The sequence below is a fragment of the Acinetobacter sp. YH16038 genome (assembly GCF_013417275.1).
GTDB lineage: Bacteria > Pseudomonadota > Gammaproteobacteria > Pseudomonadales > Moraxellaceae > Acinetobacter.
In genome coordinates this window covers 22,814-48,009 of sequence record NZ_VPEG01000004.1, presented here as the reverse complement: position 1 = coordinate 48,009, position 25,196 = coordinate 22,814, and the positions used below count along the sequence as shown (strand labels likewise).

25 protein-coding genes are annotated in these 25,196 nt (G+C 44.5%); 10 read left to right on the top strand and 15 right to left on the bottom strand.

The genetic code is table 11. The annotated features are described in order from the left end of the window. Positions 1 to 73 precede the first annotated feature (73 nt). On the bottom strand, positions 74 to 1,081 hold the full coding sequence (locus FTV34_RS01695; protein WP_004781856.1) for an AraC family transcriptional regulator: 1,008 nt from the start codon (positions 1,079 to 1,081) through the stop codon (positions 74 to 76). 231 nt (positions 1,082 to 1,312) lie between these two features. Here FTV34_RS01695 and infA point away from each other — a divergent pair, with 231 nt between their 5' ends. Continuing rightward, positions 1,313 to 1,534: a translation initiation factor IF-1 gene (gene infA, locus FTV34_RS01690; protein WP_001284370.1), complete on the top strand. Its 222-nt coding sequence runs from the start codon at positions 1,313 to 1,315 to the stop codon at positions 1,532 to 1,534. Between the two features lie 718 nt (positions 1,535 to 2,252). Then, positions 2,253 to 2,666, top strand: a complete 414-nt coding sequence (locus FTV34_RS01685) for a hypothetical protein (protein WP_159123639.1) — start codon at positions 2,253 to 2,255, stop codon at positions 2,664 to 2,666. 63 nt (positions 2,667 to 2,729) lie between these two features. On the opposite strand, the gene leuB is transcribed toward FTV34_RS01685, so the two are convergent. The 4 genes from leuB to leuC form a co-directional block, all read right to left on the bottom strand. Next, positions 2,730 to 3,809 carry a 3-isopropylmalate dehydrogenase gene (gene leuB / locus FTV34_RS01680; protein WP_004781852.1) on the bottom strand — a complete coding sequence of 360 codons (1,080 nt, stop codon included), beginning with the start codon at positions 3,807 to 3,809 and terminating at the stop codon, positions 2,730 to 2,732. Between the two features lie 41 nt (positions 3,810 to 3,850). Then, a complete protein-coding gene (locus FTV34_RS01675; protein WP_034702380.1) occupies positions 3,851 to 4,414 on the bottom strand; it encodes a hypothetical protein in 564 nt (187 codons plus the stop codon). Positions 4,415 to 4,502: 88 nt separating this feature from the next. Then, on the bottom strand, positions 4,503 to 5,153 hold the full coding sequence (leuD, locus tag FTV34_RS01670) for a 3-isopropylmalate dehydratase small subunit (RefSeq protein WP_034702382.1): 651 nt from the start codon (positions 5,151 to 5,153) through the stop codon (positions 4,503 to 4,505). 21 nt (positions 5,154 to 5,174) lie between these two features. Further along, positions 5,175 to 6,608, bottom strand: coding sequence for a 3-isopropylmalate dehydratase large subunit (leuC, locus tag FTV34_RS01665; protein WP_004781848.1), 1,434 nt, complete (start codon positions 6,606 to 6,608; stop codon positions 5,175 to 5,177). Between the two features lie 262 nt (positions 6,609 to 6,870). Here leuC and FTV34_RS01660 point away from each other — a divergent pair, with 262 nt between their 5' ends. From FTV34_RS01660 to ovoA, 3 genes are all read left to right on the top strand, one after another. Continuing rightward, the gene (locus FTV34_RS01660; protein ID WP_159123642.1) at positions 6,871 to 7,107 is read left to right on the top strand and encodes a DUF2061 domain-containing protein; all 237 of its coding nucleotides are present in this window, start codon (positions 6,871 to 6,873) and stop codon (positions 7,105 to 7,107) included. Positions 7,108 to 7,292: 185 nt separating this feature from the next. Continuing rightward, entirely contained in the window at positions 7,293 to 8,162 is an 870-nt protein-coding gene (locus tag FTV34_RS01655; protein ID WP_180068586.1) for a LysR family transcriptional regulator, read from the top strand. Positions 8,163 to 8,379: 217 nt separating this feature from the next. After that, positions 8,380 to 10,503 (top strand): 5-histidylcysteine sulfoxide synthase, encoded by a 2,124-nt coding sequence (ovoA, locus tag FTV34_RS01650; RefSeq protein WP_257226095.1) that lies wholly within the window; start codon positions 8,380 to 8,382, stop codon positions 10,501 to 10,503. A 45-nt stretch (positions 10,504 to 10,548) separates the two neighbouring features. Here ovoA and FTV34_RS01645 read toward each other — a convergent pair whose 3' ends face one another. Together FTV34_RS01645 and FTV34_RS01640 are read right to left on the bottom strand one after the other, a co-directional pair. Beyond that, positions 10,549 to 10,800 (bottom strand): DUF2789 domain-containing protein, encoded by a 252-nt coding sequence (locus FTV34_RS01645; protein WP_180068582.1) that lies wholly within the window; start codon positions 10,798 to 10,800, stop codon positions 10,549 to 10,551. A 156-nt stretch (positions 10,801 to 10,956) separates the two neighbouring features. Further along, positions 10,957 to 11,607, bottom strand: coding sequence for an HAD family phosphatase (locus tag FTV34_RS01640; protein ID WP_180068580.1), 651 nt, complete (start codon positions 11,605 to 11,607; stop codon positions 10,957 to 10,959). Positions 11,608 to 11,789: 182 nt separating this feature from the next. Here FTV34_RS01640 and FTV34_RS01635 point away from each other — a divergent pair, with 182 nt between their 5' ends. The 3 genes from FTV34_RS01635 (at position 11,790) to FTV34_RS01625 (ending at position 15,204) form a co-directional block, all read left to right on the top strand. Then, positions 11,790 to 12,272, top strand: coding sequence for an RNA pyrophosphohydrolase (locus FTV34_RS01635; protein ID WP_004781838.1), 483 nt, complete (start codon positions 11,790 to 11,792; stop codon positions 12,270 to 12,272). A gap of 91 nt (positions 12,273 to 12,363) precedes the next feature. After that, positions 12,364 to 14,661: a phosphoenolpyruvate--protein phosphotransferase gene (gene ptsP, locus FTV34_RS01630; RefSeq protein ID WP_180057641.1), complete on the top strand. Its 2,298-nt coding sequence runs from the start codon at positions 12,364 to 12,366 to the stop codon at positions 14,659 to 14,661. Between the two features lie 42 nt (positions 14,662 to 14,703). Next, positions 14,704 to 15,204, top strand: a complete 501-nt coding sequence (locus FTV34_RS01625; protein WP_180068578.1) for a hypothetical protein — start codon at positions 14,704 to 14,706, stop codon at positions 15,202 to 15,204. Here the strand turns inward: FTV34_RS01625 and FTV34_RS01620 are convergent. Beyond that, positions 15,201 to 15,377 (bottom strand): hypothetical protein, encoded by a 177-nt coding sequence (locus FTV34_RS01620; RefSeq protein ID WP_004781833.1) that lies wholly within the window; start codon positions 15,375 to 15,377, stop codon positions 15,201 to 15,203. The two genes, FTV34_RS01625 and FTV34_RS01620, sit on opposite strands and share 4 nt — an antisense overlap. A gap of 637 nt (positions 15,378 to 16,014) precedes the next feature. Between FTV34_RS01620 and FTV34_RS01615 the strand changes: the two genes are divergently transcribed. Continuing rightward, positions 16,015 to 17,535: a catalase gene (locus FTV34_RS01615; RefSeq protein WP_180010952.1), complete on the top strand. Its 1,521-nt coding sequence runs from the start codon at positions 16,015 to 16,017 to the stop codon at positions 17,533 to 17,535. Positions 17,536 to 17,661: 126 nt separating this feature from the next. Here the strand turns inward: FTV34_RS01615 and FTV34_RS01610 are convergent, their stop codons facing one another. The 3 genes from FTV34_RS01610 to FTV34_RS01600 form a co-directional block, all read right to left on the bottom strand. After that, positions 17,662 to 17,802: a hypothetical protein gene (locus FTV34_RS01610; protein WP_171431268.1), complete on the bottom strand. Its 141-nt coding sequence runs from the start codon at positions 17,800 to 17,802 to the stop codon at positions 17,662 to 17,664. 81 nt (positions 17,803 to 17,883) lie between these two features. After that, on the bottom strand, positions 17,884 to 18,939 hold the full coding sequence (locus FTV34_RS01605; protein ID WP_180068576.1) for an MBL fold metallo-hydrolase: 1,056 nt from the start codon (positions 18,937 to 18,939) through the stop codon (positions 17,884 to 17,886). A gap of 411 nt (positions 18,940 to 19,350) precedes the next feature. Beyond that, the gene (locus tag FTV34_RS01600) at positions 19,351 to 20,289 is read right to left on the bottom strand and encodes a cation diffusion facilitator family transporter (protein ID WP_004781824.1); all 939 of its coding nucleotides are present in this window, start codon (positions 20,287 to 20,289) and stop codon (positions 19,351 to 19,353) included. A 132-nt stretch (positions 20,290 to 20,421) separates the two neighbouring features. Between FTV34_RS01600 and FTV34_RS01595 the strand changes: the two genes are divergently transcribed. Further along, positions 20,422 to 20,859, top strand: a complete 438-nt coding sequence (locus FTV34_RS01595; protein ID WP_180068574.1) for a GNAT family N-acetyltransferase — start codon at positions 20,422 to 20,424, stop codon at positions 20,857 to 20,859. A gap of 49 nt (positions 20,860 to 20,908) precedes the next feature. Here FTV34_RS01595 and FTV34_RS01590 read toward each other — a convergent pair whose 3' ends face one another. The 4 genes from FTV34_RS01590 to hcaB form a co-directional block, all read right to left on the bottom strand. Further along, positions 20,909 to 21,817, bottom strand: a complete 909-nt coding sequence (locus FTV34_RS01590; RefSeq protein WP_125279397.1) for a DMT family transporter — start codon at positions 21,815 to 21,817, stop codon at positions 20,909 to 20,911. Positions 21,818 to 22,114: 297 nt separating this feature from the next. After that, a complete protein-coding gene (hcaD, locus tag FTV34_RS01585; RefSeq protein ID WP_180068572.1) occupies positions 22,115 to 23,344 on the bottom strand; it encodes a 3-phenylpropionate/cinnamic acid dioxygenase ferredoxin--NAD(+) reductase subunit in 1,230 nt (409 codons plus the stop codon). Between the two features lie 4 nt (positions 23,345 to 23,348). Continuing rightward, the gene (locus tag FTV34_RS01580) at positions 23,349 to 24,314 is read right to left on the bottom strand and encodes a 3-carboxyethylcatechol 2,3-dioxygenase (RefSeq protein WP_004781819.1); all 966 of its coding nucleotides are present in this window, start codon (positions 24,312 to 24,314) and stop codon (positions 23,349 to 23,351) included. 66 nt (positions 24,315 to 24,380) lie between these two features. After that, positions 24,381 to 25,196 carry a 3-phenylpropionate-dihydrodiol/cinnamic acid-dihydrodiol dehydrogenase gene (gene hcaB, locus FTV34_RS01575; RefSeq protein ID WP_004781818.1) on the bottom strand — a complete coding sequence of 272 codons (816 nt, stop codon included), beginning with the start codon at positions 25,194 to 25,196 and terminating at the stop codon, positions 24,381 to 24,383.

Here is a 25,196-nt window from a genome sequence, read left to right as displayed (position 1 = left end):
TCCCTTTGAAAAAGGGAGGAACTCCTCTCCTTTATTAAAGGAGGGGTTGGGGGAGGATTTTAGATTTTAAAGATTAACGCTGCTTGCGCTTCCGATATTCCACCGGCGTTTCATTGGTCCAGCGTTTAAAAGCACGGTAGAAGGTACTTGGCTCCGAGAATCCAGTCAGATAAACAATCCGCTCCACACTTTCATTGGTACTCGCCAATAGACGTTTAGCCAGACGACAGCGATAATCAGACAGAATCTGCTGGAAACTGGTATTAGCCTCACTGAGCTGGGTACGTAAACGGCGTGGAGTAATATTCAGTTGAGCGGCTACAGTTTCTAGCGTTGTTTCACCACTTTCTAAAGTAGAGCCAATAGCCCGACGCACTTCCCCGACTAAATCGTAACGAGCCAGTTCCTGTAATTTTTCAATTGCCAGCTGTTCATGTAGCTGCAACAGTTCCGGCTCTGCCTGCCAAAGCGGGAAATCAAGAATGCTTGGATCAAAATACAAACGGGTTTCTTTCTGTCCCAGACTTACCGGACATTCATAAACCCGGAAATATTCTTCATCTGCCGCGCCTTTGGAAAAATTGAAATCGATATAGATCGGTTCAAAGCGGCCTTCAGTAATAAATTTAAAGAAACGCAGCACACCCGACATCGCACATTCGGTAAAGTGACGATTGACCAGACTTTCAGCAAAAGGCTGTTCACCATTGGTCAGATAGCAGCGATCGTCTTCGACCACCAGCTTGGCATGAAAGGCATCACTGATCAGACGCTGATAAGCCAGTGCACGTTTCAAGCCTTCACCAAAATTCTCTGATGAAATAAACAGATGCTCGATCACCTGTCCGCGATAGAGCGGCAAATGTTCACCCAGATGCAATCCGATATCCGGGTCCTTACTGACCTCTTCTGCGGCAACCCAGAAGGCATACTGAGCACTGAGCGGAGTACGATCATTGGTCTCCACCTGATTTAAAGCGACTCCTGCTTTTGTCAGAAGTTCTTCTGTTGGCAAACCTGCACGACGAATCGCTTGATAGCCTAAACGCAATACGACTGATGCATCCGTTAGCTGACTCACTCAAAAACCTTCCTTGTATGTACTTCATTTATACTTAAAAAGATTGAAATTAGATTAACTGTGATTGACCAAACTGACAACAGATACCACACGCTTTTTAGTTAAAAAGTTTAAACTCACACTTCGCTTATTTTACTGACAGATGATCAGTCTAACGCCCGTTACACCTTGTGTTTTGCGAAAAAATTGACTATAATTTGCGCCTTTCCAATTTATTCATTCAGGTAGGCTATGGCCAATAAAGAGGAACTCATCGAGTTCGAAGGCGTTGTCACCGAGACGCTTCCTAATACTATGTTCCGTGTACGTTTAGAAAACGGTCACGAAGTAATTGCCCATATTTCTGGTAAAATGCGTAAACACTATATTCGTATTTTGACTGGCGATAGCGTGAAGGTCGAAATGACTCCTTATGATTTGACTAAGGGTCGTATCACATACCGTGCGCGCTAAGTTTTAGCGGAAGCAAAAGCCACTCATCCAGTGGCTTTTTTATTGTCTTTTCTTTTATATCAATTCCCCTGCACATTCCCTATACTGCATTCGAAGATAATAATTTCTATTTTTCTTCTAATAAAAACAGTGAATCATTCATGCAAAAAATCTTGTTTTCTCTGATCCTAGGAATCAGCCTGACTGCCTGCGCCACTACCAATTCGACAAAATTACGACAAATAGATCAGCAGTTATAGCAATATATCGGCCAATCTGCAGAGTCGATTCGCAAGGATCTGGATTTAACTGCACTCGGTTTTAAGACCTCAAAAGCACCTGTACAAACGGAAAAACGTCTGAGTTATACTGTACTTCGCACCATTGAACTTCCGCTGGGAACACCGACCATTCAGCAAAGTGTCAGTATAGGTGCTCCTGTACGATTCGCGACTGCACCCGGCCCAGGTTATCAGGTTGAAATGCCCTGCCAGATTCATTTTTAACTAGAACAAGGGATTGCTCAATCCGTGCAATATAGCGGACGTGCCTGTTAAGACTTATTTTTGCGTTTTATTCATTTTAAAGTGGATATAAGAGCGTTCTAAGTTGTCTTGAATTTGACAGCTACAGCTAACTGCCTGATTGATCCTGTCTTGCCTAATAATAAATTACAACAGTTCCTCTCACACTTTGCTACTACACTGTTTTTAAGCGTTCCTTGAGTAGGAGTGATGTGATGTTGTTAAGCAAAGGTACTTCTCTGGTATTGGGCTTGAGCATCCTGTTGCTCGGTCTGTCAGGGTGTGCACAAACACCTACGATCAGCCAGACTGACCGTGAAACTTATTTACAGCAATTTATTGGGCAGAGTAGCCAGTATATTGATCGCAATTTAGATCTGAAACGTTTGGGTTATCAGCAAATCAGTGAACCTGAGCTCAGCTCCCAACAGCTCAGCTATGTCGTGGAACGTCCTGTGACCGTTCCCTTACCGATTGCCCAGTTTCCGGCAGCAGGTACTGGCACAGTTCCGGTTCCAGTCACTGTGAGTCCTGCATCAGGTTATGATGTGAATTTGCAATGCAAGATTACCTTTTTGCTCAAAGACAATATTGCAACTTCTGTCAGCCTTTCGGGTCGAACCTGTTAATCAAAATCAGTCGTAAAAAACGCAGCTCAAGGCTGCGTTTTTTACGTGGAACTAATGTGTAACTTAGTTCAATGCAGTCACAACTGCCTGACCCATTTCCACAGTACCCACTTTAGTCATGCCTTCAGACATGATGTCAGCAGTACGCAGACCTTGGTCTAAAACATTCCCTACTGCATCTTCAATCGCTTTAGCGGCTGCTTCTTCACGGAAGGTATAACGCAGCATCATGGCTACCGACAGAATGGTTGCCAATGGGTTTGCCAGGTTTTGACCTGCAATGTCTGGTGCAGAACCATGGCAAGGTTCATACATACCCTTACCATTTTCATCCAATGAAGCTGATGGCAACATACCGATTGAACCAGTCAGCATTGCAGCTTCATCAGACAGGATGTCACCGAACAGGTTAGACGTTACGATCACGTCAAACTGTTTAGGCGCACGTACTAACTGCATCGCAGCATTGTCTACATACATATGAGACAGGTTAATGTCCGGATATTGCTCTTCTTTCAGTGCAGTCACGGTTTGTTTCCAAAGCTCAGTCACTTCAAGCACGTTGGCTTTATCAACTGAACATACTTTACCGCCACGCAGACCAGCAAGTTCGAACGCAACCTTGGCAATACGTTTGATTTCAGATTCTGCATAAACGTCAGTGTTGAAACCTTGTTTTTCGCCATTTTCCAGTTCACGGATCCCGCGTGGCTGACCGAAGTAAATACCACCAGTCAATTCACGTACGATCAGGATATCCAGACCAGAGACGATTTCCGGTTTCAAGCTAGAGGCATCAGCCAATTGTGGATAAAGAATTGCTGGACGCAAGTTCGCAAACAGATTCAACTCACTACGTAGTTTTAACAGGCCACGTTCTGGACGGATTGAACGCTCAATCGTATCCCATTTTGGACCGCCTACAGCACCGAGCAGAATTGCATCTGCTTTTTTCGCCTGTTCAGACGTTACGTCTGGATAAGGTGAACCGTGTGCATCAATCGCAGCACCGCCCAACAGACCTTGTTCCCATGTTAAACCCAGATTGAATTTTTCATTAACTCGTGTAAGCACCTGTTCTGCGGCTTTTACAATCTCAGGGCCAATACCGTCACCAGCTAAAATCAAAATTTGTTTAGACATGAGCTTTTCCATTTATAAGGTCAGGCATCCACCTGACTAGGTTAAATTTTTTTTTCTACAAACTCTGCAATGCCATTGATGACATTATACGGTTTGCAAAAACGACGAATCACTTTCTGCTCTTGCAACAGGTCCACACACAATGGATCAGGTGCAGAGGCATTTAATAAACTGGTGCTACGTGCATTTCGGTCACGGAACATTTTCAGGGTATAGCGTTTATTCGCCTTAAACTGCTGGAACAGATGCAAGGTCTCAGCCTTATCCTTGCTAATCGGATAGAAACGCACCACCAGTTCATGCTGCCCTTCCGGCACAGATAAATAAATCGGATTATCCTGTTTCAGGTTTTTGGCCTGCAAACGAACCAGACGCTGATCCAGCGCTTCTGGGCTGATTCGCTTGGTGGACTCATCCACAATCATGGTCCGATTTAAACGTTCAAACTGACAATCCGGTGTGCCTGCACAATAAATCAAGGCATTGGATTTGCTTTCTGCATCTTCTTTGGCATGTTTAAGTTTGAAGGTATCAATGCTCTGACACGCGGTCATCAGCACTGATACTGCACTTAGAGCAAGCCACTGTTTCCAATACGTTGCCATGATGTCTGTATTAACCTATCAAAAAAAATTAATAATCTTCTGATATTAGCAAGGCCTTCGCAGTCATGCCATGACAATTTTTGCTGTTTTATGAATGAATTTCAGCAAATACCCATGGGCGTGATTGTTTGGTTTTTTCTTCGTAGGCACGAATATCATCTGCTGCCTGCAAAGTTAAGCCAATATCATCCAAACCATTTAACAAACAATGCTTACGGAATGGGTCCACTTCAAACTTGAAACTTTCGCCATTTGGTGTACGAACTTCCTGCGCTTCCAGATCAATCGTTAACTGATAACCTTCAGCTGCTGCACATTCCTTAAATAACCGATCAACCGTTTCTTCCGGCAAGATCACCGGCAACATGCCATTTTTAAAACAGTTATTAAAGAAAATATCAGCAAAGCTTGGTGCAATCACAGTACGGAAACCGTATTCATTCAATGCCCACGGCGCATGCTCACGGCTTGAACCGCAACCAAAGTTAGCACGAGAAATTAAAATCGATGCACCTTGATAACGTGGCTGGTTTAACACGAAGTCCGGGTTAATCGGACGAACCGAGTTATCCTGACCCGGATAACCTTCATCCAAATAACGCAATTCATCAAACAGGTTTTCACCGAAACCGGTACGTTTGATCGATTTCAAAAACTGTTTTGGAATAATTAAATCTGTATCGACATTGGCACGGTCTAAGGGTGCAACAATACCTTGTTCAACGGTATAAGCTTTCATATTTCTGCTCCTGCGTACCAATTAAAATGAACGGACATCAACAAAGTGACCGGCAATCGCTGCCGCCGCCGCCATGGCTGGACTCACCAAGTGGGTACGACCGCCATTACCCTGACGACCTTCAAAGTTACGGTTTGAAGTTGAGGCACAATGTTCGCCTGGCTGCAACTTGTCAGCATTCATTGCCAAGCACATAGAACAGCCTGGTTCACGCCATTCAAAACCAGCTTCGATAAAGACTTTGTCCAAACCTTCAGATTCTGCCTGCTGTTTCACTAAACCCGAACCCGGAACGACCATGGCCTGCTTAATGCTAGAAGCCACTTTACGGCCTTTGATTACTTCAGCCGCAGCACGAATATCTTCGATACGTGAGTTGGTGCAAGAACCGATGAATACACGGTCTAACTGAATATCTGCTAAAGGCTGACCTGCAGTTAAGCCCATATATTGATAAGCACGGTTCCAGTCATTGCGCTGTACATCATCTTTGGCCTGTTCCAAAGTTGGAACCGCTTGAGACACCGGAATCACCATCTCAGGAGAAGTCCCCCAAGACACTTGCGGTTCAATCTCTTCACCTTGTAACACTACAACTGTATCGAAGTGAGCACCTTCGTCGGAGTGCAAAGTATTCCAGTACGCAACCGCCTGATCCCATTGCTCGCCTTTCGGTGCATATGGACGGTCTTTAACATACTCAATGGTTTTTTCATCGACTGCGACCATACCGACACGTGCACCCGCTTCGATTGCCATGTTACACACGGTCATACGGCCTTCAATCGACATGTCACGGAACACCTGACCACCAAATTCAATCGCGTGACCTGTACCGCCTGCAGTTCCGATTTTACCGATAATGGCTAAAACCACATCTTTCGGTGTTACGCCTTGACCCAATTTACCGTCAACGCGTACCAACATATTTTTCATTTTCTTCTGAACCAGGCATTGGGTTGCCAATACATGTTCAACTTCTGATGTTCCAATCCCGTGTGCCAAGCAGCCAAATGCACCATGTGTTGCAGTATGTGAGTCACCACATACAACGGTCATACCTGGCAAGGTTAAGCCTTGCTCAGGACCAACAACGTGCGCGATGCCTTGACGAATATCGTTAATATCAAATTCAACAATATCGAACGTCTTACAGTTATCATCCAAGGTTTGTACCTGGATACGTGAAGTATCATCTTCAATCCCAGCCACGCCCTGCTCACGCTCTTTTTTAGAGGTCGGTACGTTATGGTCAGGTGTCGCAATATTGGCACTTAAACGCCATGGCTTACGGCCAGCAAGTTGCAAGCCTTCAAAGGCTTGTGGCGAAGTCACTTCATGCAATAAATGACGGTCGATATAAAGTAGAGCTGAACCATCATCTCGTTGTTTTACTAAATGGTCATCCCATAACTTATCGTATAATGTTTTTGCTGTTTGGGTCTCGCCTGCCATGTCGATGTGCTCCACTGGACTGGGTAAATTCTTTCGCTAATTTTGATTATATCGCTGCATTCACATAAATCTAATTTATCATTTTTATTAGTTAAAAAACTTTTTGGAATCTTTTAAAACTTAAATTAAATCATGGTTTAGCTCTCTTTTTATAAATCTAATTTTCCGATCGTTTTATTAAAAATATTCGTTTTTACAAATTAAATGAGAATTATTATTATTTCCTCATCGGCACAGATCATTTGTTTTGAGGAAGATCCACATGGCACATATTCAACGTTTCGTAGACAACAATCAGCGCATGTTCAAAAAGACATTTAGCTATTACATCATGCACATCACTGTCGCGATGTTAGTGGGCTATTTTGTCACCGGCAGTTTAACCATGGCGATTGCCTTGAGTTTATTAGAACCGACTGTACAGGCAGTTGCTTTCTTCTTCCACGAGAAAATCTGGGAAGCAAAAAGCCAGCAACAGGATGAGGAAATCACCGCATAATTTTTTTTCGATCTTCCTCTTTGAGCCACCACCCCTCGGTGGCTTTTTTTATGACATAAAATAAAACATTTGAAAATGTGTATTAATTCAACATTAAACCAATAGTTCTATATTTTTACTTTGATTTATTCTTAAATTATTACAATAATAAACTTAAGCATAAAAAAACTTTATAGGTGATCAAGATGAATCTCGCAGCTTTTGAAGCCTTTGTAAAAGTCATGGAAACAGGTTCGATTTCTTTGGCTGCAGATCAGCTTTTTATTACCCAACCAGCTGTGACCAAACGTATTCACAGTCTGGAAGAATATTTCGGGGTGAAATTATTTGAATCTGCGGGCCGTGGTGTACAGGCCACTCATGCAGCACATTCCCTGCTGCCTAAAGTAAAAAACTGGCTGAACGAGCTGGGTGATATTCACTATACCCTGAGTCATGAACAAGGTCAGGTACAAGGCAAACTGAAAATTGGCACCAGCCATCATATTGGTCTGCATCATTTACCGAGCCATCTGCGTGAATATGTACAGCAATATCCGAATGTGACCCTGGATGTACATTTTGTAGATTCTGAACAGGCACATGAACAGGTCATTGCCGGTGATCTGGAACTGGCTTTCCTTACTCTGCCACCGCATGGGGATGAGCGCCTGAAATATGTCACCATCTGGAATGATCCTCTGGTTTTTGTGGTAGCACCATTCCATCCGCTGGCTCAGCAAAAAGACCTGTCTCTTGAAGATCTGGTGAATTACCCAAGCCTTCTGCCTTCTGCACAGACCTATACCACGCAGATCACCATGGCCGAGTTTGAAAAACAGGGCATCAAGCCGAAAACGACCATGAGTAATAATCCCCTTGAATCCATCCGGATGCTGGTTTCAATTGGTTTAGGCTGGTCAGTCTTGCCCAAAACCCTGGTCAACCATGACCTGCAAGAACTGGATCTGAATCTGGAAATGAACCGTCAGCTCGGTATGGTCTGGCATCCGGGACGTACTCAATCGAAGGCGGCTGAAGCATTGGTTCAACTGATGCAAGGTCCATCAATTTAAAATTAATTTTCACATTTCTCGGCTGCATCAATATCGATGCAGCATTTTGTTACCTAAATACATCGCATCAGTTGCTTCCTTTCAAGTACTTTTAAAAGTATCAAATTCATTTTCCTGAAGATGAAAAATTAAAACGTATTCAAGGAAGCACAGAATGCAGATCAAATCTTCTGATTCCAAAACTTTATTATCTTCTTCTCATGACCTGCTCGAAGAAATGGGTTTATGGAAACCGCTTAAACCAACGCTACACCCGACTCCCAACCTTGATTTTGAAGATGAACCGACAGCGCGTGCCGTATTACGTGATTATTTTCTAAATACCTTTGACACCTATGAGCAACTGTTTGACTGTCTGAAAAATGAAGAAGCCTTTTATGACAAACCGATTGCCTTACGTCATCCACTGATCTTTTATTTTGGTCATACTGCCACTTTTTTTATCAATAAGCTGTTGCTGGCTCAACTGATCCCGGAACGTTTAAATCCGCATCTGGAAAGTATCTTCGCGATTGGTGTAGATGAAATGAGCTGGGATGATCTGGATGAACAGAACTATCACTGGCCTAGCATTCAGGCGGTACGTGATTACCGGCATCAGGTGCGTGCCCTGGTCTTGAAAGTGATAGAACATGCGCCGCTACAACTTCCACTGAACTGGCACAATCCCTGGTGGACCATCATCATGGGCATTGAGCATGAACGGATTCATCTGGAAACCTCTTCAGTTTTAATTCGCCAGCATCAGTTACGTTATGTACAGAATCATCCGCAGTGGCGTGCCAATGTCATTACCGGCATTGCGCCTGAAAATAGTCTGGTAAAGGTACCGGCAGGTCAGGTCAATTTACATAAAAATTTCGAACATGCTTTTTATGGCTGGGACAATGAATACGGCCACCATCATGCCGAAATTGCAGAATTCGAAGCCTCTAAATATCTGGTGTCCAATCAGGAGTTTTTAGCCTTTGTTGAAGCAGAAGGTTATCAGACAGCTGACTACTGGACTGAAGAGGGCCAGCAATGGTTAGCATTTTCTCAAGCCACACATCCTAGCTTCTGGGTCAAAACGGAACTGGGTTGGTCCTTAAGACTGATGCTGGAAGAAGTTCCAATGCCTTGGGACTGGCCAGTCGAAGTGAATTATCATGAAGCCAAAGCTTTCTGTAACTGGAAATCAACACAGACTGGAGAATCCATTCGTCTGCCCACTGAGGATGAATGGTATCGATTGTATGCAGTTTCAGGACTGGATCCAAAATTACCAAGTCCTGAGCAAGCCAATATTGAATTAAAATATGGCCCTAACTCTTTTCCGGTGGATCATTTTCAGCATGGCGATTTTTATGATGTTCAGGGCAATGTCTGGCAATGGACCGAGACCCCGATTTATCCTTTCGAAGGCTTTCAAGTCCATCCTTTCTATGATGATTTTAGTACCCCAACCTTCGATGGCCAACATCATCTGATTAAAGGCGGTTCCTGGATTTCAGCCGGTAATGAAGCCCTGCACAGTTCACGCTATGCGTTCCGGCGACATTTTTTCCAGCATGCTGGTTTTCGCTATGTTGCCGCGGACGAGACATCACCGCAGTTTCACTCTCAATATGAAAGCGATCAGCTGATTTCCCAATATCTAGAATTCCAGTATGGGGCGGAATATTTTGCTGTTCCAAACTTTGCCCAAAGCCTCATTCAACTGGCCCGTCCTTATTTTCAAAACATTCCGTGTCATAAAGCGCTGGATATCGGGTGTGCCACCGGGCGCGCCAGCTTTGAACTGGCTCAGGATTTTGATCAGGTCACAGGTCTGGATTTTTCAGCCCGTTTTATTCAGCAAGGTGTGGTGCTGGCGCAAGGAGAGACCCTGCGCTATAGCATTCCTGTTGAGGGCGAACTGGTGGAATATAAATCCTGCTCACTGGCAGAACTTGAACTTGAACAGGTTGCCAATAAGGTCGAGTTTTATCAGGCCGATGCCTGCAATATGAAACCGCAATTCAAAGATTATGATTTTATTCTGGCAGCCAACCTGATTGATCGTCTGCATCATCCTAAAGCTTTTCTAAGTGAAATTCATAATCGGCTGAATATGGGCGGCATCCTGATGCTAGCCTCGCCTTATACCTGGCAGGAAGAACATACAGCACGCAGTGAGTGGATCGGCGGATTTAAGCAGGCGGGAGAAAACCTGAGTACCTTAGAGGGCATCAAAGCTTTGCTAAGTCCACATTTTGAAATGCTGGACGAACCTGTGGATGTGCCTTTTGTGATTCGGGAAACAGCGCGTAAATATCAACATACCCTGTCCCAAGTAACTTTATGGAAACGGACACAGTAATGCCCCAAATGAAAAAAGCCAATCAGTTGATTGGCTTTTTGTTCACTACTCAATTCCGCTAGTGGCATCCTCATGCAGAGATTCATTGAGCTGATCCACCACAATGGCCCATTCTCCATCTGAAGCAATTTTTTCAGCCAGGAACTGGCGCTGTGCATCTGACCAATACGGCGCCTCCATCAGGTTTACATCTTTGAGTAATTGATGCTCATGAATAAATTGGGCAATCCCTTCTGCACTCGAATCCAGACCTAACTGTGCAAATAGATGAGTCATACGCGGTCTAACTTGGGTCATTTTCATTACCTCAGCGCTTGCTATCGTTATTGTCGACTTGCTTTATTTATTCTGAGCATAGCATGTTTATTCAGCAACGGGCATGTCAAAAAGTACCCTATTCTGCTTATAAAAAAGCACAACCGAAGTTGTGCCTGATTAAATCAAAAGAATTGCTTAAATCGACCAGTCCTGAATTTCCCAGCCCTGTTCTTTGGCCAATGCTTCCAGACGCTCATCCGGATTTACGGCAATGGCATGATCGGCATATTCCAGCAGAAAACGGTCATTGATTGAATCTGAATAGGCCCAAGACTCGGTCACGTCACGACCTGCCAGCCATTGTTCCAGACGGGTCAGTTTACCTTGTTGATAGCAGGCAATATTGGTCACCTTACCGGTATATTTACCATCAACGACTTCAGCATTTGTGGCAATAATTTCAGTAATCCCAAACTCACGGAAAATCGGTGCAGTAATAAAGTCCGAAGTTGCAGTAATGCCTACAATTTCATGCCCTGCATCTTTATGGCGCTGAATCGCTTTAAAACCTTCCAGACGCATCTGGGGGCGAATGACTTTTTGCATGAACAGTTGATGTAATTCGGTCAGATAATCATGGTCATGTTGGGTCAAAAACTGGAACACAAATTCATTATAGGCATAGGGATCCAGTTGACCCTTTTTATAGTCCTCATAGAACTTGTCATTCATGGCGCGGTGATGAACGGGATCCACCAGGCCTTCATTGACCAGGAATTCCCCCCAGGAATGATCCGAATCGGTGTTTAACAGGGTGTGATCGAGATCAAATAGCGCCAATTTCATGAAAATACTCGTAAAAACTGAAATTTAAGAAAAAAATTGTAAATCTATCTCCGCTAGTCGATAGAAATTCGTTAAGATCATAGCAATTTTAACATTTTTAAACTTTGCTTTTTTTCGAGTTGGATAAAGAAATAATATTCCCCGAAAGCAAAGGCATAAATTAAACAATTTTAGGTAGCCAAATGATCGACTCAGAAGGTTTCCGACCGAATGTCGGGATCATTTTGGCAAACGATGCTGGACAGGTTTTATGGGCAAAACGCATTGGTCATAATGCATGGCAATTTCCACAAGGAGGTATCCAATATGGAGAAACCCCTGAGCAGGCACTTTATCGTGAGCTGAGAGAAGAAGTTGGCTTACTGCCTGAACACGTCCAGATTATCGCGCAGACCAAAGGATGGTTGCGTTATCGTTTGCCGTATCGATACATTCGCACGGATTCAGATCCGGTATGTATCGGTCAAAAACAGAAGTGGTTTTTACTCAAACTGACGGCGCCCGTACAGAACATTCAACTTGATCTGTCCGATCCGCCCGAATTTGATCAATGGCAATGGGTCAGTTACTGGTATCCATTAGGCCAAGTGGTGAATTTTAAACGCGATGTTTATCGCAAGGCCATGATTGAACTCTGTCAGCAATTACCACAACAAAAACCTTAAAAAAATCGCGTGCATGTGCAGATTTTTTGCTCGGCTATTGTTATAAATAAACTAAATTACCGGACTTCTAAAAAAATACGGAGCAGCTCCCATGTCGAATATGCAACTGGATACCCTGAGACGCATTGTCCAAGAGATTAATGCGTCTGCCAGTTTGCATGAATCACTCGATATTATGGTCAATCAGGTGGCCGAGGCCATGCATGTGGATGTCTGCTCCATTTATCTGCTCGATGAACGCAACCAGCGCTATCTGTTGATGGCATCTAAAGGCCTGAAACCTGAAGCTGTTGGTCACGTCTCTTTACATACTGGTGAAGGTCTGGTAGGTCTGGTAGGTCAGCGTGAGGAAATCGTTAACCTCGACAATGCCCCTAAGCATGATCGTTTTCTGTATTTACCGGAAACGGGCGAAGAAATTTATAATTCCTTTCTGGGCGTTCCGGTCATGTACCGCCGTAAGGTCATGGGCGTACTGGTGGTCCAAAATAAAGAATCCCAGGATTTTAGTGAAGCGGCTGAATCGTTCCTGGTTACGCTATGTGCCCAGCTTTCGGGCGTAATCGCTCACGCCCATGCAGTCGGCAATATTGATGTATTCCGCAAGCCAAATAATTTACCGGCATATAAAACCTTCCAGGGCGTATCGGGTTCTGGCGGTATTGCACTCGGCCGTGCCATTGTGCTTTATCCACCTGCAGATCTGGGCGCTGTTCCGGATCGTGAAGCGGATGATATTAGCGAAGAACTGGCTTTGCTGGATAATGCCTTAAATTCGGTACGTGAAGAAATTCAGTTCCTGGATGACAAGATGCAGGATGCGCTGATGGCCGAAGAACGTGCTTTGTTCAGTGTGTTCCTGCGTATGCTGGATGAAAATGCCCTCCCATCGGAGATTAAAGCACTGATTCGTGATGGTCACTGGGCACAAGGTGCGGTTCGCATCGTGATTGATAACCATGTGGCGCAGTTTGCCCAGATGGAGGATGATTACCTGCGTGAACGTGTCGCTGATCTAAAAGATCTGGGACGTCGTATTCTGGCCAAGTTGCAGGAAGCCGATGAAAGCCATCGCGAACTGACAGATGAAAGTATCCTGATTGGTGAAGAAATTTCAACGGCTGCACTGGTGGAACTGCCTGTCGATAAGATTGCAGCGATTGTCACCACTGAAGGTGCCATGAATTCACACATGGTGATTGTGGCACGCGCACTCGGTATTCCGACTGTCGTGGGTGTGACTGAACTGCCAATCAATACCCTGGATGACGTCGAGATGATTGTCGATGCGCATCAGGGCCGTATCTTTATCAATCCACCACGTCGTCTGCGTACCCGCTATAAAGAAATTCAGAAAGAAGAAGAACAGATTGCCAAAGATCTACGTCAATACGAGACCAAAGATGCAATTACGCCAGATGGTACCGCTGTACGTCTGTTTGTAAATACCGGCCTGATGATTGATGTGGTTCGTGGTGTACAGCGTGGTGCCAAAGGTGTTGGCCTATACCGTTCGGAAATCCCGTTCATGCTACGTGACCGCTTCCCGGGAGAAGAGGAACAACGTGCCATTTACCGGCAGCAACTGAGTCACTTTGCCAATAAACCGGTAGTCATGCGAACGCTGGATATTGGTGCAGATAAAGACCTTCCATATTTCTCGATTGAGGAAGAAAATTCAGCATTGGGCTGGCGCGGAATTCGTTTTACGCTGGATCATCCTGAAATCTTCTCTTCACAAATTCGCGCCATGCTGAAAGCCAGTATCGGTCTGAACAATCTGCATATCCTGTTGCCGATGGTGACCAGTGTCAGTGAAGTTGAAGAAGCACTGTATCTGTTAGAACGTGATCATCATGCCGTTCAGGAAGAAGAGCAGGTCAAAATTACCAAACCGCAAATCGGAATTATGGTCGAAGTACCAAGCGTACTGCATCAGATTGATGAATTTTCTGAACTGGTCGATTTCTTCTCGGTCGGTTCTAACGATTTGACCCAATATTTACTTGCTGTAGACCGGAATAATCCACGTGTGGCCAATGTCTATTCACACTTACATCCAGCGATCCTGCGTGCCCTGACCCGTCTGGTAGAGGATTGTCACCGTAATAACAAACCGATCAGTATCTGTGGTGAAATGGCCGGTGATCCTCTATCGGCCGTACTATTAATGGCCATGGGATTCAATACCCTGTCCATGAGTTCCAGTAATATTTTGAGAGTCCGAAAAACGATTTGTCATGTACCGATGCCTGATGCACAGGAATTACTCAAACATGTACTAAAACTGGACAATCCACTCATGGTAAAAAGCTGGATGGAGCATTATTTTAGAACACATGGTTTAGGAGATATGGTGAAATCCACCACCCGTATGGTCAGCGCTTAAGGAGGAACTTTTCCAGGCTCCTCTGCATCAGTCGAGGTACTTATGGAATTTGTGCTTATCCTGCTTATGCTGGCTGCAGCGTTTTATTTTATTATTGTTGCACCAGCCTTACGTTCGCAAAAATCCAGATATACATTTTCTCGTGGTCGTAATAACACAAGTACCAGTCATCAGTATATCCGTGAAACTGAACGTCCTAAAGCCTGTCCCTTATGGGGAATTGAAATTTCTCGTACCCAGCAACGGCGTTTAGGCAAGAATGATCCATCGGTCATTGCGGCAAAACTGTATCGGCAACAGCTAGGAAAATTTGCCAGTTTTCAGCAAACCCGGCCTATGGCTGATGCTGATCCAAATAGATCTTCGAGTTCTGCGACCCTGCCCCGTTTTTTTCAAAATATGTTTCCCGAAGAAGCTTCTTCAACCACCCGGCGGACTTCACCGCATTCTTCGAAAAGAAATTCATCTTTTCACTATACCCTCCAGAATCCCTTAAAGTCAGCTCCTGTCCAAAGCAGATCCACTTCTTCCTGGCCGCCCTAAGCCGCCCATAAAAAAGGGCGATCATCTTGTTGATATCGCCCTTGTTTGTGCTTGGTATAACCACGTTTTGCATTTTTCTTCCGGTCTACAAAAACCTGGCTTTTATTGACTTCATGCATATGTTTGGCCACGAAGTTTGGCATGACTGCCTCTACAGCTTTTTTCTTTGCCATCTTGCTCTCTGTTTAATTTGGGCTAAGGAAATGATCCGCTCGGGATGTGAAATGATTATAAGGGCGACTGGCCAATTTTCAAGCAGATCAGGACTTAAATATTTTCCAGAAAATAGATAATTTGGTAGATATTCTTGCTGTAAAAATCAGAAAATTGTGAGCAAGAGAATGCTGATTTAACTACCTGTTTAATCCTTGAATTTTAATCCTTAAATCTTTCTATTTAAAAAATATTTATAAAATTAATAACTTAATAAATATTTAATAAAACCTAATGAAATCTAAAAGAGATATTGAAGCATTTTTCTGACTTAGAGAAGACATCTTAAATTCTGATTTTCTTACTTAATCATTTTAAACTGAGTGAAAAATTTGCATATTTTAACATTGTCACATTTCTAGAAATATCTTATGTTCAAATTAGATTATTTATTTTCAATGACTTAATTTTTATTCATTTAGGCAGTATTTTCTGAAGTTACAGAAAAACCAAACTTATTGCCAAAACACCCAATTCAACAACTCACTTAATTAAAAATCTGTTGGAAATAAAGCCCCTAATGTTATTCCTGCGCTTATAGATGATTTTTTTGAATGCTGGAATAACGAATAAAATTCTCAACGCTTGGAGAGAAATATGAGCCAAGATATGAAAAAGTGCCCTGTCACCCATCTGACTACTGAAGCTGGCGCACCTGTAGTCGACAACCAGAACAGTATGACGGCAGGTAGCCGTGGCCCATTGCTGGCCCAAGATTTATGGCTGAATGAAAAACTGGCTAACTTTGTTCGTGAAGTGATTCCTGAGCGCCGTATGCACGCAAAAGGTTCAGGTGCATTTGGTACCTTTACCGTAACCAATGACATTACCGAATATACCCGTGCAAAAATTTTCTCGGAAGTCGGTAAAAAAACTGAACTCTTTGCCCGTTTTTCGACCGTCGCTGGTGAACGCGGTGCAGCTGATGCAGAACGTGACATTCGTGGTTTTGCCCTGAAATTCTATACCGAAGAAGGGAACTGGGATCTAGTCGGTAACAATACACCGGTATTCTTCCTGCGTGATCCACGTAAATTTCCTGACTTAAACAAAGCAGTAAAACGTGATCCGAAAACCAATAAACGTAGCGCCACCAATAACTGGGATTTCTGGACTTTATTGCCGGAAGCACTACATCAAGTTACCATCGTAATGTCCGATCGTGGGATTCCAGCCGGCTATCGTCATATGCACGGTTTCGGCAGTCATACCTACAGTTTTATCAATGCCCAAAATGAACGCTTTTGGGTAAAATTCCATATGCGTACCCAGCAAGGTATCAAGAATCTGACTGATGCTGAGGCAGCAGAGTTGATTGCTAAAGACCGTGAAAGCAGTCAAACCGACCTGTTTGATGCGATTGAACGTGGCGATTATCCGAAATGGAAAATGTACGTTCAGATCATGCCTGAAACAGATGCCGAGAAAGTGCCTTATCATCCGTTTGACCTGACCAAAGTCTGGCCGAAAGGTGATTATCCACTAATTGAAGTAGGTGAATTCGAACTCAACCGTAATCCGGAAAACTATTTCCAGGACGTAGAACAAGCCGCTTTTGCGCCAAGCAATCTGGTACCAGGTATCAGCTATTCACCGGATCGCATGCTACAGGCACGTTTGGTCAATTATGCTGATGCAGCGCGTTACCGTGTAGGTGTGAATCATGCCCAGATTCCGGTCAATGCCGCACGTTGCCCGGTACATTCAAATCACCGTGATGGTTTGGGCCGTATGGATGGCAACTATGGTTCATTGCCGCATTATGAGCCGAACAGTTTCAGCCAGTGGCAGGAACAGCCAGAATTCAGAGAGCCCCCCCTCAAAATCACGGGTGATGCAGATTTCTGGGATTATCACAAAGATGATAATGACTACTTCAGCCAGCCACGTGCCCTGTTCAACCTGATGAATGATGAGCAGAAACAGGCTCTATTTAATAATACCGCAGCCGCAATGGGTGATGCGCTTGATTTCATCAAGTACCGTCATATCCGTAACTGTTATGCCTGTGATCCCGCCTATGGTGAAGGTATTGCTCAAGCTCTTGGGATGAGCGTAGCTGATGCCCAGATGGCTCGAGCAACTGATCCAGCTAAAGGCCTACCAAGCTTTCTCTAAGTTTTTTAGCTTGAACTGAGCGAATAAAAAACCACCCGAGGGTGGTTTTTTTATTGGTGTTAAATTAAAGCATTAGGAATATGAATTGCAGTTCATTTCAGGTCATGTGTTTGACGGTCACGGATTTCAAAAAGGTTCTTCTACCGGTACCCAGATCTTTTTCATATCCATCAGATTCACGAAGAAATCATTGCTCAACATACCCACCCGATCAGTCAGTATGCCATGCTTGTTTCCACCACGATTGGCACCTGTACCCTTCAGCATAGGATTTAATCCTATACAAATGAGAGCTACTCTATATGCTAGCTAACGACTCAATCGTTATACAGGAGTGATCTTAAGCCCTTAGACAATAATCCGTTTGCCTTCACGAATACAGTAAAACGGGTTAATCAGCTTGGATGAATGCTGGATAATATGCTGCAGTTCATTTTCAGGCTGGTCACGTGCTTCATCGGTGAGCTGGAAGGTCCGATAATGAATGGCCATAGAACAACGTGCCATTAAGTCCTGATGGGCATGAAAAGCATCTTCCGGATTCATATGAATATTGTGCATCAGTTCACGCGGTTCATAGGCACCGATCGGCAACAGCGCAATTCGTGGTGGTCCAAGGCGTTTGCGAATTTCCTTGAAATGCGGCGCATAGCCGCTATCCCCAGCAAAATAGCAATGATCCTTGCCATTCAATAAGGAAAAACCGCCCCATAATGCGCAGTTCTGGTCACGCATTCCACGTCCTGAAGCGTGCTGTGCTGGCGAATAGACAATCTGGATATCTTCAAAAAATGCATTTTCCCACCAGTCCATTTCAATGACATTATAGTCTTTAGGCAGGTACCAGCCATTACCAAGGCCGGTATAGATCGGCATTTGATAGGTCTGATGCAGCCAGGCCAAGGTCGCCAGATCCATATGATCATAATGGTTATGGCTGAGCAATACGGCATCAATATGCGGCAGCTCATCCAGGGCAATGCCAGCAGGAATGACGCGCTGTGGCCCTCGGGATGCAGAAGGACTGGCATATTCACACCAGACCGGATCAGTCAGAAAATTATACGGCCCGATCTGGATCAGAGCGGTAGCATGCCCAATAAACCAGATTTGCCAGTCATCTAAAGTGGCTTCCGGCCGATTTTGTGGCAAGGCACGCGGACGTGAAAAAAACTCGGCACGTTCCTGTTCCAGATTTACTTCCCAAGTTCTGGATTTTCTGGTGAATAACCATTTATACAAGTCAAAGCGACTCTGCTCGAGCGAATGATGCTCCAGATTCTTAAACCGCTCACCATCAAAATGATCGGAATGTAGATAATCAAATACCGGCTTGGACCAGAGATGTTTCCAACTGGACTCAGTCTCAAGCTGAAATTTTTTAGTCTTGAAAAGATCTTGCATAAATATCCACTATTTATTATTTGTTATATGCAAGACAGCATCCACCTGGAATTTTCAAACGGAGCATCTCTTTAAATCGCATACAAACTTATATACTTCGGTATTTCAGCATAGTATGAAATACGTGCCTAAGATTCATTTATGTTTTTGTTATTTTTAGCAAAACATCGAGCCCATGGAAAGACTAAAACCGATGAAAAGCTTCTAAAAAAATGAATACTCGAGATCAAGTTTGTGTCCATTCTTCTTTCTAAAAAGACAGGAGAATGATCGATATTCATCCGACAATTCTCACTCCATACCTGACTGTACATGATTTCATGACCTAAATTTTTATTCCGTATTCATGTAATCACGCTTGATGCCCTCCTGACTATCCGACGAAAGTTATCTGCTGAAATCTTCACTTCCTCAAATACGACCTTGGGTCCGTTCCAGCCATACCGCTTTGGTTTGAGGTTTCACAAACAGAGTAATAATTTCAGGGTGTAGCTGTTTGATCTGCGCTTCAATCCGGTTGACGCAAGCTTCGATTTCATCAGAAGTAAGATCATCTTTAAATTCCAGACTTAAGGAGGCAATCACCTGATGCGCGCCCATCTGCTCGGTGAGTACACCATTGGCGCTATAGACCGCAGCATCCTGCTGAGCAATGTTAAGTACATTTTCACGCAGTCTAGGATCTGCTGTTTCTCCCAGTAATAGGCCTTTGGTTTCACGTGCCAGCAACCAGGCCGATACCGCCAGCACAACACCAATCAGAATTGAAGCTGCGCCATCCAGCTCAGGAATATTCAGTTGATGTGCCAGGAAGATACCGGTCAAGGCAATAAACAGACCGATCAATGCAGCTGTATCTTCAAATAACACGGTAAAGGTTGTTGGGTCTTTGCTGCGTCTAAAGGCTTCAAAATAGCCCATTTTCCCTTTCATTTTTCGGAATGTTTTCAATGCGACAAACCATGAAAAACCTTCACATAGAATGGCAATACCGAGCACCACGTAGTTGATCATCGGATCCTGCATTTCTTCAGGATGAATAATGTGCTGGATGCCCTGATAGATCGACACAATGGCACCCAGTGCAAAGACCATCAAGGCCACGATAAAGGCCCAGAAGTACAGTTCACGTCCATAGCCGAAAGGATGCAAGGCATCAGGGCGCTGCTCAGCCTTTTTCATACCGTGCAGCAGCAGAATTTCATTCAGGGTATCCACTACCGAGTGAATCGCCTCACTCAGCATGGCAGAACTGTTGGTGATATAGGCTGCGACAAATTTCACCAGCGCGATTGCCAGATTACCAAACAGCGCTGCATATACCACAATTTTATTCGATTCAGACGACATTCAAATTTGTCCTAATTTTTTTCTCAAACAGATGGATCTATTTGATTTTTCATTTTATCTCTTTGCATCTTAATAAACTGCTGCGATAAATTGTTTATTGTTTTGTTGTTCTCATTTTTAATCGGAATCTTCATGCCTGTAATTGTCCATACTTCTGCCGATCGGCATCCTCAGCTCCTAGAATTGTGGGAACAATCCGTCCGTGCTACGCATCATTTCCTAAATGACACGCAGATCCTAAAGATCCGTCAGCACATTATCCAGCATGGTTATTTTGATCAGGTGCAACTGTTCCATGTGGAACATCAGCAGCAGATTCTGGGTTTTACGGGCATTGCAGGCAACAAACTGGAAATGCTGTTTGTCTCTCCTGCGGCATTTAGAAAAGGCATAGGCAGCCAGTTATTACAACATGCGCTTGCTCTAGGTGTGACTGAAGTTGATGTGAATGAGCAGAATCCTGATGCGACTGCTTTCTATTTAAAACATGGTTTCGAGATGATCAGCCGTTCAGAAACCGATGCTGAAGGTAATCCCTACCCAATTCTGCATCTAAAACTGCAAAAATAAAAAAGGAAGCCAAAGCTTTTAGGTCTGAATTTAACTTGAACAATCTATTTTAAGATTTAGAAAAATACTGCTCGCGCCATTCTTTCCAGAAGTACATCACGATCCCGAACATCACCACGGCAATTCCGGCAAACGCATGACTGCTGATCACTTCGTTATTCAGGGTTGCACCGAGAATCAGGGCAATGATTGGCGTCATCACATTGCTGAGGGATACGGTGGATGCAGCCAGACGGCGAATCAGCCAGAAGTAACAGAGCATCGCCACAATCGAAGACAGGATCATGGTAAAACCAAAGCCGAATAGCGCCTGCATACTTGGCATTTGTGTTGGGAAAGATTGCCAGATAAAAGGAATGATTAGTAATGATCCCAATGAGGAAACAATCAAAGAACCCGTTGCTTGTGACATTGGTTTTAACGGTGCATTGATCTGCTTCACCCAGAAAATCGAGCTGATATAAGACACCATGCTAATCAGCATTAGCACCACACCCCACGGATTCACTTTACTATCTGCTGACTCCGCAAAGACAAAACTTAAACCACCGACGGCAACTGCCATACCGAGCCATTGCAGCCAGATCAGACGGTTGGTTTTCAGGATGACATGCCCGATCAGACCTGCAACCAGTGGTGAGAAACCGAAAATTAAGGCCATTAAGCCAGAGGTCAAATAATTCGCAGCCAGGTAGATAAATAACTGCGCGCCGATCAAGTTCAGGCTACCTGCTACATAGCTCATCATGGAGGTTCGATCAAATGGCAATGGATTACGCATGGCAGCCAAGATCGCCAACGCCAGCAGAGAAGCGCCGAAATAACGGATGATCAGCACCCACATCGGGTGCACTTCCTGCACGCTCCAGACAATCGCCAGTGGCGTTGCTGCCCAGATCAGCACCAGCAAGGCATAAATACTTGCCGTCACCAGCATGGGAGATGAATTTGAATTCATAAAAGACTCAATTAAATTTTTTTAGAAAGAATTGAACTAACTTCTCGTTCAAATCCACAATCGACAATACTGATGGCGGCAGGGATGCCGCCGCTAAACTGGGATATAGGGATATATCCTCAGTTTAGCAAAAGATTTTTATTACTTTTCATCTTTGAAAAGTAAGTCAAACCTACACAAAGCCATTTCAAATCACAAGGGAATGTGAGGTCATGACAGCACAATCTGACAGACATAAAAAAGCAGACCTAGGTTGCCCGAGGTCTGCCCTTTTGTAAACTTATCAATAAAACAAAGTTATTTCACAAGTTTACGAAGATCCTGGCTGAGATCTAAATATTTGTCTGCTTCAAACGCTGCATTCTTGCTGATCAGCTTTTTCAGGTGACGCATTTCTTTTGCCGCATTTACAGTAATACCGCCAACAATAACGCCATCAGTCACACCAAACATCACGAATGATGATTCAGCGCGAAGCTCTGGATTGATTTCACCACGAACTTGCCATTCAGCAGCCGCCATGTCACCTACGAACTGATAATTGATGTCCAACTGATCTGTCCAGAACCATGCCGGGTTAGGTGTCGGATGCTCAACGCCCATCACATGACGTGCAAAGATCCCTGCTTGAAGGTTGGCATTTTCCCAGGTTTCGACACGACGGTGGTTACCGCAGTTACGGAGTTGAGTTGCCACATCACCCGCTGCATAAATGTCTGCATTTGAAGTCTGGCAGTTTTCATTCACTTTAATCGCGAAATCAACATCCAGGCCAGCTTCTACAGCCAATTGTGCATTTGGCACGATACCGATACCATAAACTACAGCATCAGCACGAAGCTCTTCACCACCCTCAAGGGTAATCACCACTTCTTCACCGTCAAGTTTGCAGTCTGCAATTTTGGTTTCCAAGCGAACGTCGATCCCTGCCAAACGTTGTTGTTCAAGCAGGAATTCGCTCAGGATACGCGGCGAGCAGCGACCCATGACCATAGGACCCATTTCAATTACAGTCACCTGACAGTCCTTGAAACGTGCAGAAGAAGCCAGTTCCAGACCGATCACACCACCACCAATCAAGACAATACGACGGCCTGATTGCAATACAGGGACCAGTGCTTGTGAATCTTCTAGGTTACGCAGCGTATAAACGTGTTTACCCAGCGCATCGAAGTTCGGCAGACGACGAGCTGCGCCGCCTGTAGCAAGCAACAGTTTGTCATAAGCAACAACGTCACCATTTTGAAGTTCAACCGTTTTCGCTTCAGCGTTGATTTTTTTTACGCCATTGCCACGAATGGTTTCTACACCAAGTTCCGCCAGTTTTTCTTCTGACAGAATCTCAATCTTGGTTTCTTCAGGTTTTAGAATTACATCCTTAGACAGGGGTGGACGCTCATAAGGAAGATGCGTTTCATCACCGATCAGAATGATTTTACCTTCGTATTTATTGCCACGAAGTTCTAAAATCGCGCTTGCACCTGCCTGGCCAGCACCTACAATTACGATGGTTTCGATGTTGCTCATGTCTTTAACCTTTTAACTCTGCAGATACGATGCCGAAGCCCGCAATCCATTCACTGATTTCTTCATAACAGTGCGTTGTCATTTCGTACTCGCCCATTTCGCTTAAAGCAGCAAATGCCGCCATCCACGAACGAACTTCCTGACCACCACGGCCACCATCACGGCGGATTTCAGCTTCAGTCATGGCTTCTAGTGCAGCGAAATCAGCATTTTTGAATTTTTCAAGCAATGCGATATCCCATTCAGCATTCAGAGGAACTGCAACAGAGGTATCGCCCGCTGCCAGTTTCTGGCCCACTGCAATAATTTTTGACTGACGCGCGTTACGTGCTTCAGGTGTCGGGTTACGACCTGCAATCAGGAACTCTTCCACTTCTGGTGGTACAGAACCCATTTGCGGAGTTGGTGGATCGTGTGACAGACCACCTGTACCTAGGACAAGTACACGCTCATTTTCAAGGTTCAGAGATTTGATGAACTGACCTACAGCACGGCCTAAAGCGATGGTACGCTTCGTAGTTGGCATCGGTGCTGCAGCGCCATTAATGAAAATTGGAATCGTTGGATAACGATCAAGTTTGCCGTCGCACAGGAAGTGCAATGGCTGAGTCACACCATGGTCAGCTTGCATACGGTAAGAATACGCAACGTCCACGCCCTCATCGAGTACACGACGCACTAAGCCCAGTGCTTTGTCTTCTGGTACATCAATGTGTGCATTGTCTTTACCATAGTCCCAGTCACCTGCAGCAGTCGCGCGAATGCCCACGCAGAAGCTCGGCATCAGGTCATAGAAGAAACCATTGAAATGGTCAGGACCAAAGGTAATGATCAGGGTTGGGTCGTAAGCTTTCACTTCAGCAGACAGTTTTTCAAACGCTTCACGAACAGCCTGTTCTTTGCGTTTTTCCTGCGGTGAAGCAAATTCCATTAAAGGACTGTGCGACGCACAAATAAGTTTAACGGCCATGAGAGACTCCTTAAAAGGAAGGCAGCCAAGAACAGGCTGCCGAAAAGTCCATTTCAGACTAGATTTTTATTCGTCAAAGAAACCGGCACGTGGCTGACGTAGACCACGAATACCCAGACCGCATTCTGCATTGATCAGAACACCAGTCAAAGGACGGTTATTTTGACGAGATGCCAAGAGCACATATGAACCAGTCATATCTTCCGGCTCAGGTAAGAAATTCAGTGGCATGCCACGGGCGATTTTCTCAGGATCACGTGCATCGAGCAGGCCAAGATTTTCCTGACCCAAAGATGCAGCACCTTTGATGTTCACATTCATACCTGATGGCGCAACGGCATTGACTCGGACTTTAGGTGCAAGTTCATAAGCCAGTTCTTTCATAATGCCTACACCGGCATGTTTTGATGCAGTGTAAACCGGACCGCCACCTGCAGAATAAAGTGCAGAATTTGACAGTGTGAAAATGATCGAACCTTCAGATTTCACGAGCTCATCCAGTGCAGCTTTCGCGCCTAAAATCAGAGATTTGGTATTAATCCCCATAATCTCATCAAAGGCTTTTTCCAGCTGCTCACCTGAAGTATTGACGATATCGGCATAGTGATCCCAGATACCGGCATTACCCACGAAACAGTCGAGTTTACCGTAACGCTCTACAGTCGCTTTAACAGCGCGGACGTTGTCTTCATAGCTGGCCACATCACCTGCGATTGCCAGCACGCGGTCACCAAAATGTGCGTTCAGTGCATCGACTTTAGACTGTGAACGTTGAAGAACGGCCACTTGTGCGCCCTCTTCCAGGAAACGTTCTACCAGTGCCCAACCGAGACCTGAACCACCACCAGTGATCAGTGCAACTTCGCCTTGTAGCCAACCCAT